Below are 14,403 nucleotides of genomic sequence, written 5' to 3'. Positions count from 1 at the left end.
ATCTTAGATTCCCATAAATTACCCTAAAAAAGCCATAGAGATTCTATAAGTTGGCTTCCCCAACCTTTTTGGGTGCTCTTTTTAAGTTCTCCTTGCGTATCATACATAATTTTTGCATCAGCGATAAATTGTGATTGAATAGTATTGTTTCTAGCAATGTCCGTAGGACGCACAACTCCACTTAAACGAATTATCTGTTTTTCCCCATTAATTAGCACTTCTCTGCTTCCTTCAATAAAATAATTCCCATTTTGCATAACCTTAATAATCCTTGCAGCAATAGTAGTGGTAAAGGTTTCTTGTCTATTTTGAGTGCCTGTTCCTGCAAAAGTTGAAGTATTATTTCCAAAATTTATCCCAAAGCCTGTGGCATTGTTAATGCTATTAACAAGGTTTCCTATGCTAGAACTTGAACCAGCATAGCTTAAACTAGGTCCGTTTAATGTTGCGCTAGAGGTTTCATTAAGGTTTTTATTAGCTGTTGAGCTTGCTTGAGCTGTTTGATTAATAATTACTGTTACTAAATCATTAAGTTGCATAGCTCTTCTATCAGAAAATAAAGCATTCTCTCCATTCCCAAAGATACTTCCGGGATTCCCAAAATTATCTTCTTCTTCGCGTGGAGGTAGCTCTTCAACATACACAGGAGGTTTAAAGGAAATTTGCGGTTCTGTTGTTGCACAACCACTCAAAATAACCATATAACCTACCCCAAAGAATAACAAACCTTGCATTATTGCCTTTTGAAATTGCATAACATATCCTTAATTTAAGTACTTAAAACAAGCCCTAATTTCAAAAATATCTTAAAGCAAAGCATATTCCACATTTTAATAAATCCTTAACAAAACAAGCATAAATAATAAAAACTATTTATCTAAATTTTAAAGATTTTATAGATACAATCTCGAAACTATTTAATCACTTAAAGTATGCAACAATGGAAATGAAAGATATTTCAAAACTCAACAAAGCCTTCAGAATAAATCGTATAGATATTCGAAACTTTGGTATTCTCACACTCTTTATTCTTTTTATCATCACAATGGTACTCTATTATAGTGATAATATTTCTAATCCTTTGCTTCTAGGTTTTACAGCTATTGTTGGAGGATATATGGCTTTAAATATCGGGGCTAATGATGTGGCAAATAATGTAGGACCTGCCGTAGGCTCAAAATCCCTCACAATGGCAGGTGCTATTATGATTGCCGGAATTTGTGAAATCTCTGGAGCATTAATTGCTGGTGGAGAAGTTGTAAATACCATAAGGACAAATATTATCTCACTTGAAAATATCGGGGATACAAAAGTTTTCATTACTCTAATGTTAGCCGCACTCATCTCTGGTGCTTTGTGGCTACATTTTGCGACAATGATTGGCGCCCCAGTTTCTACCACACATTCTATTGTAGGTGGGGTCTTAGGTGCTGGAATTGCTGCTAGTGGTTTTAGTGTCGTAAATTGGGGGGAATTAAGCAAAATTATTCTAAGTTGGGTAGTCTCTCCAATTGCAGGGGGAATTATTGCGGCTATTTTGTTATTTTTTATTAAAAGCACAATTACCTATAAACAAAATAAAAAAATAGCAGCTCAAAAAGTTGTTCCTTATTTAATCGCCTTTATGGCTTGGGCTTTCAGCCTTTATCTTATCAACAAAGGTCTTAAAAAAGCTATCACTCTTGATTCATTGACTACTCTCATTATAAGCCTTAGTTTAGCCATTATTACCTTTTTTGTCGTTAGCCCAATAATACGCAACACTTTAGAAAAAATGGAAAACAAAAAAGAAGAGATTAGCAAGCTCTTCACTATTCCTCTAATCTTTGCTGCGGCACTTTTAAGCTTTGCACACGGGGCTAATGATGTGGCAAATGCTATTGGACCTTTAGCGGCTATTAATGATACATTAAGGACAAACTTAGAAATACAAGGTAGCATAAAAACTCCTTTTTGGATTATGCTCTTAGGAGGGCTTGGAATCTCCATTGGTTTAGCACTTTTTGGACCCAAACTCATAAGAGCTGTCGGCAATGAAATAACAGATTTAGATCAAATGCGTGCCTTTTGTATCGCAATGAGTGCTGCTTTAACCGTGCTTATTGCATCAGAGATTGGAATGCCTGTTAGCTCCACACATATTGCCATTGGAGCGATTTTTGGAGTAGGATTTTTAAGAGAATATCTTAAGAAACGTTATAAAAAGATGGAATTAAAAATCTTAGCTTCTTATAAAGAGAAAGATATAGAGAAAATCAAAGAGTTTTTAGAAAAATTCAAACAATCCTCTGTTAAGAGAAAAGCCTCTATCCTAAAAAGTATTGACAAAAAGAGAGCAAAACAAAATACACAACTGCCAGAACTTAAGAAAAAAGAATTAAAACAGCTTAAAAAAGCTTATGAAGAAGAATTAGTAAAACGTTCAGCGATTAACAAAATCATCTCTGCTTGGCTTATTACCGTTCCTGTTTCTGCTATTATTGGAGGAATACTTTATTTTCTTCTTAACACTTTGGGATTGTAATTATGGAAAAACCCTTATATTTAATCGGTGATGTTCATGGATGCTTTGATACCCTTATAGCTCTTATTGAACAATTACCCCAAAAATGGGAATCACAGATTATTTTTACAGGGGATTTAATTGATAGAGGCGATAAATCTTGTGAAGTTATTGATTTAGTCATTCAACATAATTTCCAAGCAATACTAGGGAATCACGAAGAATTAATGCTAGAGTATTATCACGCCATCCCCTCAAAGGGATATGAGAAAAATTGGATTAATAATGGTGGCTATGAGACTATGGAGAGCTATCAAAGAAATGGAGGATTTAAAAAAATTCACGAACATTTAGAATGGATTTTAGAGCTTCCTAGATTCCTTGAAATACCCATTCTCGATGAAAAAGGACAAAAACTCTTTATCACACACGGATTTGGATTACCCTATTACAAAGATAGAGAGAAAAAGGCAGATATGATAACTTGGAGTCGTATGAAAATGCACGATTTAGAAAAAGAAAGCAACAAAAAATATGGGGTTTTTAATGTTTTTGGACACGATGTGCAAATCACACCGATGATTACTCATAATTTTGCTGCCATTGATACAGGCTGTGTCTATCACCAACGTTATACAACAGCTTCCCTTACAGCACTAGAGTGGCCTTCTAAAAAAGTTTTTCAGCAAAACTATTGTGGCTAATCCTCACGCCATACATTTAGCGGAGCAAAACTTTGGCTTGTTGGCATTAACTCTAAAGTATTGATATTTATATGCTTAGGCAAAGTAGTAACCCAATAAACAGCTTCCGCAATGTCTTCTGGTTTTAAGGCATTAGAATTTTTATAAAGTGATTCTACTTTTTGAACATCTCCTTTAAAGCGCACTAAAGAAAATTCACTATCACTTGAAAGCCCCGGTTGTATATCAGTTACCCTTACACAAGTCCCAGCTAAATCAGCCCGAAGATTAAGCGCAAATTGTCTCACAAAGGCTTTACTAGCACCATATACATTACCACCCGGATAGGGATATTTCCCCGCAATAGAACCCAAAGTAACAATATGCCCACTTCTCCTCTCTACCATTTGCGGCAAAACCAAATGCGTAACAGAAGTCAAAGCCTTAATATTCACCTCAATCATTTGCACCCAATCCGCAAAATCACATTTATCTGCACCCTCTAGCCCCAAAGCAAGTCCTGCATTATTGACTAATACATCAATATTTTGATAATCTTGGGGCAAAAAAGCAAGATGATGTTCCAAACCTTTCCTATCGCAAACATCACAAGGGATTATAAAGCATTCTTGTATTTCTTCTTGCAGAGATTCCAATCTTTCTTTGCGTCTTGCTAGGGCAATAATTTTATGTCCATCTTGGGCAAATCTTTTTGCAATCGCTCTTCCAAATCCAGCTGATGCCCCTGTTATAAAAACCACCATATCATTCCTTTATTTTACATTGTCGAATAACTTCAAAATGATCTTTGATTTCTTCTTCTTTTTGTATTTCTTCTAAAGGGATTTTTTCCATAGTCATTTTAGCATTCTCGCAATCTTTTAATTGATAATAACCCCAAGCTAGAGAATCAAGATAATAGACATTTTGTGGTTCTTTTTGGAGAGCCTTTGTAACATACTCCATTCCCTCTTTAATGTTTAGATTATGGTCTATCATTAAATATCCCAAATAATTCCAATACAAGGCATCATCAACATTTTGGGTAACGATTTTTAATTCTTTGACAACAGCATCTAGCATTTTTTGATCATTACGATTTTTAGCACTTTCATAAATCATCATAGCCTTAATAGCTAAAAAATTAACATTATGCGTTTGTTGGTAAATCCTCTCTAGCACTTCAATACTCTTTTTATAGTCCTTATTATGCCGATAGATTTCTAAGAGGAGTTCATCAACCAAATGAATCGAAGGATTTCTCTCTAAAAACTTTTGTGCCTGCGTTAGATCATTAAATTGAAAATATATCTCTAAAACATTCTTCGCGTAATTTTGCTCTCCTGTTGTCTTAAATAGTTTCTCATACACGATTGCTGCTTTTTTATAAGCCTTATCTTGCAAATAAATCATTGCAAGCCTTTCACCTATTAAAGGAGAGATTCCATAGTTTTTAATATGCCTTTCATAAATCTCTATGGCTTTTTGCTTATTTTTTAAAAACACGAAATAAATAGAAGCTATTTTATCTAAGATTACCTCATCTTTATCCAAGGCATAGGCTTCTTGCAAATACTTTATAGACTTTTGATACTGCTTTTGTAACAAATACACCGAGGAGATAATCTCTAAATTTTGCGCACTTCTATGGTTTTTTAATAAGGTTGTCGCTTCTTTTTGTGCACCCTTTAAATCCCCCTCCTTACTCAAAATACCGACTAAAGTTTGCCTTATATCCTCATCTTTTGGGTATTTTTGTAGATATTGTAAAGCCTGCTCTTTAGCCAAAGCATCTTCTTGCTCTAAGAGCAAAATCCCAATGACTTCTTTTAAATAGCTTTTATTTCCACTTAATTGGTAAGCTTGTAAAAAAGATTCTTCAGCATCTTTTAAATCTTGATTATCAAGAGCTTCATAGCCCTCAACAATCAAAATATCTTCTGGATTGTCTATCTCTTCAAACCCATCCAATGAAAAGCTACTTACACTTGGCACATTCATAGAACAACCAGCAAACAATAAAACAATACTTAATAACCCGATGCTTACGATTTTATTTTTTAACCACACCAATACATTCCTTTAATAGAACATTAAAATCTTCCCTATAATCTTCCCAAAAGGGAAACTTTATACATTGATTGGGACGTTTTTGATAAATCTTACATTGCTTAGTCTCTTCATCAAAAAATATACAAGCATATCCTATACCATTTTGCATTTTTTTCTCAATCAGGGAATACTTATAACCCACTTTTTTAATAAATTTCAAACAAAAAGATTCAAAATCCATCTGCATAAATTCTGCAATTTGCCTTATCTCATTAAGTGTTACAAAAATATATCCGCTCTCCCCTATACAACACTTTCCTCCGCATTCAAGACATTTTGTCTCATCAAAAGTAAAGTTAAATCCGCTAACTTCTAGCATTTAATACTCCAAGTATCAGCTTTTATATAAATTTCTTGAACCTCTTTTGTAAATCCTTGTTCATCGTGCGTAAAAAGTGGAGGCAAAACCTGCATTTCACTTTTAGAATCCTTCTTTGCGCGACATAATATTAAAGTAGCTTCTCTATTAATTTTAGGATAAACAAAACGGATTGTAAGAGGTCGGATATTATACTGCATTAAGGCATAAAATAATTTATAGCTTGATTTACAATCATAACAAAATATAAACTCTCCTTTAGGCTTTAAAAGAAAATGCACTTTTTTTACCATTAATTCAAAAGGTAAATTCTCCTCATACCTTGCCTCATAGATAGTTTGCTTAGAGCTTTTAATAACTCCACTATGATAAAAGGGAGGGTTGCTTATAATTCTATCAAATCGCAAATCCAAAAAATCGTGCGTTAAAAAATCTCCAAAAATTACATTTGCACAGACTTTATTAACCCTTAGGTTGTTTTTGCAAAATTCCATCATTACCGCATTCTTTTCAATAATATGCAACTTCACATCCCTATCTCTTGCACATAATAAGCTAAGTATTCCACTTCCAGCACCAACTTCTAAAACCTCTTGTTTAGCCTTTATAAATGGAAGCATAAAATCATATAAAAACAAGGTATCACTATTGTAGCAATAGCCATTTTTTGGCTGGTAAATCTGCAAATATTCCTCTCTATTCTCTATTTCATTGTGTTGTTTAAATTTTCCTACCATTATAACGCAATATCGGCACTAAATATTAACAAAAGAATAACTTCTCATTCATTAGAATCTAAACCTTAATTTAAGTTAATACTCCTATTTCTTAGAGCCTCCCTAAACAACCCATTAATGATTGATTGATAGAAATAATTCTATAATTTTCTAAATTTTTGCTACAATAGCGAAATAATTTACTTTCTAGGGTATCTGTAATGACTTTTAATACTGCATTAGATTCTATTTCTACCTATGAAGCAGGAAAACCTATTGAGCTTGTTGTTAGAGAGTTTGGAATCAAAGAAAATGAAATCATTAAACTTGCCTCTAATGAAAATCCTTTAGGTGCTAGCCCTAAAGTCCTCCAAAGTATCGTTAAAAATGTCAGTAATATTTATCTTTACCCTGATGATTCAATGTTTGCACTCAAAGAAAGTTTAAGTCAATATTTCAAGGTTCATACCAATGAAATCATTATTGGTGCAGGAAGTGATCAAATCATTGAATTTTGCATTCACGCAAAAGCCAATAAAAATAGCAAAATCTTAATGGCTAAAACAACCTTTGCGATGTATGAAATTTACTCAAAAGCCATCGGGGCTAGAGTTATTAAAACACAAGGAGAAATCCATAATTTAACAGAGTTTTTAGAATGCTATAATACCCACAATCCCTCCATTATCTTCCTTTGTGTCCCAAATAATCCTTTGGGAGATTGTTTAGATAAATCAGAGATTTATGAGTTTTTAAAGCAAATCAATGAAGATACGCTTGTTATTATTGATGGAGCTTATCAAGAATATGCTAAAGCCAAAGATAGCGCAAAGAGTATTGACCCACAAGAGCTTATAAATTCTTTTCCTAACACTATCTATTTAGGCACTTTTTCTAAAGCCTATGGGCTTGGAGGTATGCGTATAGGATATGGAATTGCTAAAGAATCCATTATAAAAGCACTCTCTAAACTTCGCCCTCCCTTTAATGTAACTACACTCTCGTTGTTAGCAGCACTAGAAGCCTTAAAAGACCAAGAACATATCCAAAAAAGCCTCCAAAACAATTTAGAGCAAATGCCTTATTTTGAATCCTTTGCCAAAGAGCAAGGTTTAGATTATATCCCATCTTATACCAATTTCATTACTTATTTTCTTAAAGAAATTGATTCAACACAAATTGCTAATTTCTTGCTACAAAGGGGAGTAATTATTAGAAATTTATCTTCTTATGGATTAAATGCTATTAGAATCACCATAGGGACAAAAGAACAAAACAAAAAATTCTTCACACTATTTCATCATTTTTTAAACCAAAAATAGGAAATTAAAGATTGGATTTAAAAGCATTATTCGACCAAATTAGAAGCCTCTATAAAAAGCTTAACCAGAAGCAAAAAATTGTTATTTTAGGAACTATTGTTGCTATTGTTGGTTTTATTTCTGCTTTAATTATTTGGAATTCTATGAACAATAAAGCAGGGATTTTATATCCCGGTTATGCTGTTTTATTTGAAGGGGTAAGTTCAGAAGATGGTGCCTTAATCATTCAACAGCTTCAACAAGATAATATCAGCTATAAGATTCCTAAAGATAATACGATTTTAATCCCCCAACAATTTGTTTATGAACAAAGAATGAAACTTGCTAGTAATGGGATTCCAAAAAGTAGCAAAGTAGGCTTTGAAATTTTTGACACAAAGGACTTTGGAGCGACAGATTTTGACCAAAGAATTAAATACTTACGCGCTATTGAAGGGGAATTAGCAAGGACTATTGAAAGTCTCTCTCCTATCCAAAAAGCAACTGTGCATTTAGCACAACCAGAAAAAACGGTTTTTGTTAGTCAGCAAACGCCCTCTACGGCTTCTGTTGTATTAGCATTCAAACCCGCACAAACCCTAACACCTAAACAAATCTCTGGAATTAAAAACATTGTTTCTTCTGCTGTGCCTAATCTACCTGTTGAGAATGTAGAAGTAGTGAATGAAAAAGGAGAACCCCTTAGTGAGCTAGATGAATTAGGTGGAGCTAGAGAGCTTGCAGCAGCACAGCTACGATACAAAACAAACTTTGAACAAACATTAGAAGAAAAAATCATCAACATCTTAGCCCCTATTACAGGTGGAGTTGAAGGAGTAGTTGCCAAAGTAACTGCAGAATTTGACTTTGCCCAAAAAGAAAGCACTCAAGAATATTATGACCCATCTAATGTTATAAGAAGTGAGCAAAATCTTGAAGAAAAAAGAGAAGGCTTTACCCCCAAAGAAATTGGAGGAGTGCCGGGAGTTGTAAGCAATATCGGACCTGTGCAAGGACTAGAAGATGAAAATTCTAAAGAAAAATATGAAAAATCCCAAACCACTACGAATTATGAAGTAAGTAAAACAATCTCTAACATTAAAGGCGAATTTGCAACTATTAGACGACTTTCAGCCGCAGTTGTTGTGGATGGCAAATACCAAAAAGAACTTGATGAACAAGGTGTAGAAAAGCTACAATATATTGCTTTAAATGAACAAGAAATGGAACAAATCTCTAATCTAGTGCGTCAAGCTATCGGATACAACCAACAAAGAGGCGATGAAGTTTCTGTAAGTAATTTTCAGCTCAATGGGCAAGTCTCTGGATTTAAAGCTAGAACCCCACTAGAACGTTTCTTACACACTGCCCAATCACTCTTAGAACCCTTTATGCCACTACTTAAATATGTAATTGTTGGTATTATTCTTTTCTTGTTTTACAAAAAGATTATTGTGCCCTTTAGCGAGAGAATGCTTGAAGCTAGAGTTGATGAAGAAGAAGAGCTTGACTCTTTACTTAAAGTTGATGAAGATGAAGAGCTTAGCGATGACAAACAAAATGAAATGCGAAAACGTATCGAAGATCAGCTTGGATTTGGAGGCTCTAATGAAGATCAAATTAAATATAATGTGCTTTTAGAAAAAATTAAAGAACTTGCCATAGAGAAGCCAACAGAATTAGCTAATCTTTTTCAAACTTTAGTGCATGATGAATTAGGGCTTGATGGTCCAGTAACTTCACAAAAAGGAGGAAAATCCTAATGTCTTCTATCACACTTAGCCCTAGACAGCAAGCACAATATGATGAACTTTCTATGTCAGAGAAAATTGCTATCTTACTCGTGCAATTAGGCGATGAAATTACAGGTGAAATTTTCTCCCATTTAGATTTAGATTCCATTACAGAAGTTTCTAAATACATTGCCCAAAATGCTGGTATTGATAAAGCTATTGCTGGAGCAATTTTAGAAGAGTTTTATGCAATCTTTCAATCCAATCAATACATTTCCACAGGTGGTTTTGAATACGCTAAAGAGTTGTTATATCGGACATTAGGACCAGATGCCGCTAAGAAGGTTTTAGATAAACTTGCAAAGTCTATGCAATCCTCACAAAATTTCTCCTATCTCTCAAGAGTGCGCCCTCAACAATTATCTGACTTTATTATTCACGAACACCCTCAAACTATCGCCCTCATTCTTGCTCATATGGATCCAAGCAATGCTGCTGAAACATTAAATTTTTTCTCTGATGATTTAAGAGCAGAAATCGCTATTCGTATGGCAAATTTAGGAGATATTTCGCCCAATGTGGTTAAAAGAGTATCCACAGTGCTAGAAAACAAACTAGAATCACTTACAAGCTATAAAGTCGAGGTAGGCGGAACTCGAGCAGTAGCTGAAGTGTTTAACCGCTTAGGACAAAAATCCGCTAAATCCACCATTGCTTATATCGAACAAATTGATGATCAATTAGCGGCAGCTATTAAAGAAATGATGTTTACTTTTGAAGACATTGAAAAGCTAGATGGCAACGCTATTAGAGAAATTTTAAAAGTTGCTGATAAAAAAGATTTAATTTTAGCCCTTAAAGCATCTCCAGAAGAATTAAAACAAAAGTTTATGGGGAATATGTCCCAAAGAGCAGGAGAGCAATTCTTAGAAGAAATGCAATACTTAGGTGCTGTTAAAGTTAAAGATGTAGAAGCTGCACAAAGACGCATTGTAGAGAGTGTTCAAGCACTTTCAGAACAAGGCGTAATTCAAATCGGAGAACAAGAGGATACCATTGAATAATCTTAATGAACACGAAAATATCATCACAGAAGAGCATAAATCAAGGCACGATATTAAAAAATATAGTTTTAGGAATATGGAAATAAAAAAAGCTCCTACAACTAAAGAAGAGCAAAATACCAATGATGCGCCACAAGAACAAACTTTGCCACCCATAGATCAAACCAATAACCAATCCACAGATGTGAATGCCAATATTCCCTCTTTGAAGCTTTTTGAAACGGAAGTTGTGGATAAAATCTTACAAAAAAGTGATGTTTTAGCGCAATCCCTCCAAAAACTTCAAGAACAATTTGACAAGCAAGAAAAGGAATTTGACCAAAGGGTTAATACCGCAAAATTAGAATCCAAAGAATTAGGCTATAAAGAAGGATATGAGGCAGCCAAAGCAGAGTTAGAAACCCAAATTAATAGCCAAAAAGAACTTTATAGTCTAAGCATTCAACGCATTGACGAAAATATCGCACAATCTAAAAATCATATTTTAAACTTAGAAAAAGAATTAAGTGCTATTGCCTTAGATATTGCCAAAGAAGTTATCACAACAGAAGTAACTAAAAATAGCTCAAAAATTGCTGCATCTTTAGCAAGAGCACTCCTTGAAAATGTCGCTAAAAATACAGAAGTTATTTTAAAAGTCTTTCCCGGAGATTTAGAGGATTTAAAAGAATCCCTTAAAGACCTAACCAATATTCAGCTACAAGCCGACCAAGCCATTGCAAAAGGTGGAGTAGTAATTCTAAGCAAAGAGGGAAATATTGATGGGGATATTCACTTACGTTTTGCAACACTAAAAAAATCAATCCTTAATAACAAAGAGTAATGATAATGCTAGAGAAAAGATTCTTAGAGGTTTTACAAAAAAATAAATACCAAGATGAGGATTATGCCACCCTTAATGATCTAGCAACACAAATTCGTAAAAGAATCTTAGAAGTAGTCTCCAAAAATGGTGGGCATTTAAGCCCCACCTTAGGAGCCGTAGAGTTAATTATTGGAATGCATTGCGTATTTGATAGCTCAAAAGATCCTTTTATCTTTGATGTTAGCCATCAAGCCTACGCCCATAAGCTCCTAACAGATCGTTGGGATAGCTTTGATAGCTTACGACAAACAGATGGGATTAGCGGTTTTACCAAACCTCAAGAGAGTCCATACGACTATTTCATCGCAGGACATAGCTCCACCTCTCTTTCTTTAGGAGTTGGAGTGGCAAAAGCCATTGCTTTAAACAAAGATTCAAAAATCCCGGTAGTGCTTATTGGGGATGGTGCGATGAGTGCTGGATTAGCCTATGAAGCACTTAATGAATTAGGGGATAGAAAATACCCCCTTGTTATTATCCTTAATGATAATGAAATGAGTATTGCTCAACCCATTGGTGCTATTAGCAAATACCTCTCTCAAATTATTGCTGGAAAATTTGTCCAAAATATCAAAAACAAGATAGGTGGCATTATCAACAAAATGCCAAATGCTAGTTACCTTGCCAAACGTTTTGAAGAATCTCTAAAACTCATAACACCCGGAATGTTATTTGAAGAATTAGGATTAGAATATATCGGACCCATTGATGGGCATAATTTAAAAGAAATTATCAACACCTTAAAAATTGCTAAAGATATGCAAAAGCCTATCGTTATTCACGCACAAACACTCAAAGGAAAGGGCTATTCGATAGCTGAGGGCTGTTTAGAGCAATGGCACGGCGTTAGTCCTTTTAATCTACAAAATGGACTTGCATTAAGTAATTCACAAAGCCTAAGCCCGACACAAGTTTTTGCTAACACACTCTTAGAACTTGCCAAAGAAGATTCAAAAATCGTAGGAATTACCGCTGCAATGCCAAGTGGAACAGGGCTTGATTTGTTAATAAAAAATTTTCCAGAGCGGTTTTGGGATGTAGCCATTGCGGAAGCTCACGCAACCACACAAGCAAGTACCTTAGCCAAAGAAGGGTTTAAACCCTTTGTAGCCATTTATTCCACCTTTTTACAACGCGCCTTTGACCAGCTCATCCACGATGTAGCCATTATGAAAACACCGGTAAAATTTGCGATAGATAGAGCAGGTATTGTTGGAGAAGATGGAGAAACCCATCAGGGTTCTTTTGATATCTCCTATCTTAACCTCATCCCTAATTTTACAATTTTTGCTCCAAGAGATAATGCGACCTTGAAAGAAGCACTTTACTTTGCTAAAGATTTTGATTTAGGACCTTGCGCATTCCGCTATCCTAGAAAGGGATTTAAATTAGAATCTGGAATTATTCCTCCAACACCCTTTAAGTTAGGAAAATTAGAAATCTTGCAAACAGGCTCTAGCGATGCTTTATTAATAGGTTATGGAAATGGAGTAGGAAAAGCCTTAAATTGCGCAAAAATACTCAAAGAAAAACACGTAAAAGATTATGCAGTAGTTGATTTGCGTTTTGTAAAACCCCTAGATGAAGATTCCTTGCTTAGTTTAGCTAAAACCTACAAACAATGGTTTATCTTCAGCGATAGTGCAAAAATTGGTGGAGTTGCCGATATTCTTAGTAGCTTTTTGCAAAGACATTATTTACAAGTCTTGGTAGTTTCTTTTGAATATGAAGATTCTTTTATCCCGCACGGAAAAGTGGAGGAAGTTGAATCTAAACTCCGCTTAGATGAAACAAGTATTGTCGCAAAAATCCTTCAAGAGAGACTAAAATGAAAAAATTATTCCTTATACTCATCTTTATATGTAATTGTTATGCTTTGGATTTAGAAAGTTTTGAAGAAGAATACCAACAACAACCCATTAACGACCCTTTAGAAAAATATAACCGCTTTATCAACCAAATGAATTGGGGCTTTTATGATTATATTTTCTCCCCCATACTCGAAGGCTATAATTGCATTATGCCACTTGGCTTTCGGATAGGGATTGAAAACTTTTTTGAAAATCTCCGCTCTCCTCTGCGATTTTTAGGACACATCTTAGTCTTGCAAACTCAAGATGCGGTGAATGAATTTGGCAGATTTAGCTTAAATAGCACTATGGGAATATTGGGTATTTTTGATATTGCTTCTACCAATAAACTTTATTCCAAAGATATTGATTTTGGCATTGTATTTGGTAAATGGGGAATGAATGAAGGTTTTTCTCTCGTATTACCCCTACTTGGTCAAAGCAATCTACGCGATACTTTGGGATTACCTTTAAATTCTCTTATTAGTCCTACTACCTATATTGATCCCTCATCCTATGCAGTTGGGGTTTATATAGGACAAAATATTAGTTATGCTGCCAAACACAAAGATGCTCTTGATAGCATAAGAAAAGATAGCCTTGATAATTATATTTTAATGCGTCAATCTTACCAAGCCTATCGGGACAAACTAATTAAGGAGTAACAAATGATGAGATTCTTTATAAGCCTCTGTTTGTTTTTAAATATAGTTTCTGCTTTGGAATTAAACACTATCCATTCAATTATGCAACAAAATATTCACAAATCCTTACATATTTTGCAGACTTCTAAAGAGAATACTGAAGTCATTGCACAAAAGATTTTTTCAATGTTTGATAATATTTTTGATTGGGAACTTATGGCAAAACTCGCCCTCTCTCAATCTTATAATTCTCTCTTGCCCGAAGACCAAAAGCTCTTCACCCAAGTCTTTGAAAATAATATCAAACAAAGCTTCACCGATAAATTGCGCCTTTATAAAAATCAAGCCCTTGAAATCTTAGAGGGAAAACTTGTGCAACCCAATCGCTACCATTTAACGACTTCTCTTATTATAGATGGAAAAATTAATTACATTATTTTTAAATTCTATCCCAATGAAAAACAAGATTGGAAAATCTATGATGTTGATGTCTTAGGTATTAGCATTATACAAACCTACCGCTCACAATTAGCAGATATTTTAAAACAATACGATTTTGCAACACTTATCCAAAAACTACAAAGCGAAATTACCCTTGATACCAAATAACTTT

At 34.4% G+C, this 14,403-nt stretch carries 14 protein-coding genes; 9 read left to right on the top strand and 5 right to left on the bottom strand.

The features are described from left to right. Nucleotides 1-23: 23 nt before the first annotated feature. Nucleotides 24-734: a flagellar basal body L-ring protein FlgH gene (gene flgH, locus C6H18_RS02445; protein WP_199770107.1), complete on the bottom strand. Its 711-nt coding sequence runs from the start codon at nt 732-734 to the stop codon at nt 24-26. A gap of 206 nt (nt 735-940) precedes the next feature. Here flgH and C6H18_RS02440 point away from each other — a divergent pair, with 206 nt between their 5' ends. Together C6H18_RS02440 and C6H18_RS02435 are read left to right on the top strand one after the other, a co-directional pair. Next, a complete protein-coding gene (locus C6H18_RS02440; RefSeq protein WP_104721523.1) occupies nt 941-2,524 on the top strand; it encodes an inorganic phosphate transporter in 1,584 nt (527 codons plus the stop codon). A 2-nt stretch (nt 2,525-2,526) separates the two neighbouring features. Next, nucleotides 2,527-3,207 carry a metallophosphoesterase family protein gene (locus C6H18_RS02435; protein ID WP_104721522.1) on the top strand — a complete coding sequence of 227 codons (681 nt, stop codon included), beginning with the start codon at nt 2,527-2,529 and terminating at the stop codon, nt 3,205-3,207. On the opposite strand, the gene C6H18_RS02430 is transcribed toward C6H18_RS02435, so the two are convergent. From C6H18_RS02430 to C6H18_RS02415, 4 genes are read right to left on the bottom strand one after another with little or no spacing between them, the layout of a single operon-like run. Continuing rightward, nucleotides 3,204-3,950, bottom strand: coding sequence for an SDR family NAD(P)-dependent oxidoreductase (locus C6H18_RS02430; protein WP_104721521.1), 747 nt, complete (start codon nt 3,948-3,950; stop codon nt 3,204-3,206). The two genes, C6H18_RS02435 and C6H18_RS02430, sit on opposite strands and share 4 nt — an antisense overlap. A 1-nt stretch (nt 3,951) precedes the next feature. Next, nucleotides 3,952-5,256, bottom strand: a complete 1,305-nt coding sequence (locus C6H18_RS02425) for a tetratricopeptide repeat protein (RefSeq protein WP_104721565.1) — start codon at nt 5,254-5,256, stop codon at nt 3,952-3,954. Next, on the bottom strand, nt 5,240-5,617 hold the full coding sequence (locus C6H18_RS02420) for a YkgJ family cysteine cluster protein (protein ID WP_104721520.1): 378 nt from the start codon (nt 5,615-5,617) through the stop codon (nt 5,240-5,242). Before C6H18_RS02420 ends, C6H18_RS02425 begins: the two co-directional genes overlap by 17 nt. Beyond that, nucleotides 5,611-6,354, bottom strand: coding sequence for a tRNA1(Val) (adenine(37)-N6)-methyltransferase (locus tag C6H18_RS02415; protein WP_233704037.1), 744 nt, complete (start codon nt 6,352-6,354; stop codon nt 5,611-5,613). Before C6H18_RS02415 ends, C6H18_RS02420 begins: the two co-directional genes overlap by 7 nt. A 200-nt stretch (nt 6,355-6,554) precedes the next feature. On the opposite strand from C6H18_RS02415, the gene hisC reads away from it, so the two are divergent. Genes hisC through C6H18_RS02380 form a run of 7 tightly spaced genes read left to right on the top strand, consistent with a single transcriptional unit; the run spans nt 6,555 to nt 14,399 of the window. Continuing rightward, nucleotides 6,555-7,655: a histidinol-phosphate transaminase gene (gene hisC, locus C6H18_RS02410; protein ID WP_104721519.1), complete on the top strand. Its 1,101-nt coding sequence runs from the start codon at nt 6,555-6,557 to the stop codon at nt 7,653-7,655. 11 nt (nt 7,656-7,666) lie between these two features. Further along, nucleotides 7,667-9,397, top strand: coding sequence for a flagellar basal-body MS-ring/collar protein FliF (fliF, locus tag C6H18_RS02405; RefSeq protein WP_104721518.1), 1,731 nt, complete (start codon nt 7,667-7,669; stop codon nt 9,395-9,397). After that, nucleotides 9,397-10,431: a flagellar motor switch protein FliG gene (gene fliG / locus C6H18_RS02400; protein ID WP_104721517.1), complete on the top strand. Its 1,035-nt coding sequence runs from the start codon at nt 9,397-9,399 to the stop codon at nt 10,429-10,431. Before fliF ends, fliG begins: the two co-directional genes overlap by 1 nt. Continuing rightward, nucleotides 10,424-11,254, top strand: a complete 831-nt coding sequence (gene fliH, locus C6H18_RS02395) for a flagellar assembly protein FliH (RefSeq protein WP_104721516.1) — start codon at nt 10,424-10,426, stop codon at nt 11,252-11,254. The genes fliG and fliH overlap by 8 nt, the downstream gene beginning before the upstream one ends. Before the next feature lie 5 nt (nt 11,255-11,259). Beyond that, nucleotides 11,260-13,128, top strand: coding sequence for a 1-deoxy-D-xylulose-5-phosphate synthase (gene dxs / locus C6H18_RS02390; protein ID WP_407645590.1), 1,869 nt, complete (start codon nt 11,260-11,262; stop codon nt 13,126-13,128). Beyond that, nucleotides 13,125-13,811 carry an MlaA family lipoprotein gene (locus C6H18_RS02385; RefSeq protein WP_104721514.1) on the top strand — a complete coding sequence of 229 codons (687 nt, stop codon included), beginning with the start codon at nt 13,125-13,127 and terminating at the stop codon, nt 13,809-13,811. Before dxs ends, C6H18_RS02385 begins: the two co-directional genes overlap by 4 nt. Nucleotides 13,812-13,814: 3 nt before the next feature. Beyond that, nucleotides 13,815-14,399, top strand: a complete 585-nt coding sequence (locus C6H18_RS02380) for a Tgt2/MlaC family protein (protein ID WP_104721513.1) — start codon at nt 13,815-13,817, stop codon at nt 14,397-14,399. Nucleotides 14,400-14,403: the final 4 nt, after the last annotated feature.

This window comes from Helicobacter mesocricetorum (assembly GCF_900198605.1).
Taxonomy (GTDB): domain Bacteria; phylum Campylobacterota; class Campylobacteria; order Campylobacterales; family Helicobacteraceae; genus Helicobacter_D; species Helicobacter_D mesocricetorum.
The sequence above is the reverse complement of the archived record's forward strand: the minus strand, read 5'-3'. Positions and strand labels throughout refer to the sequence as shown.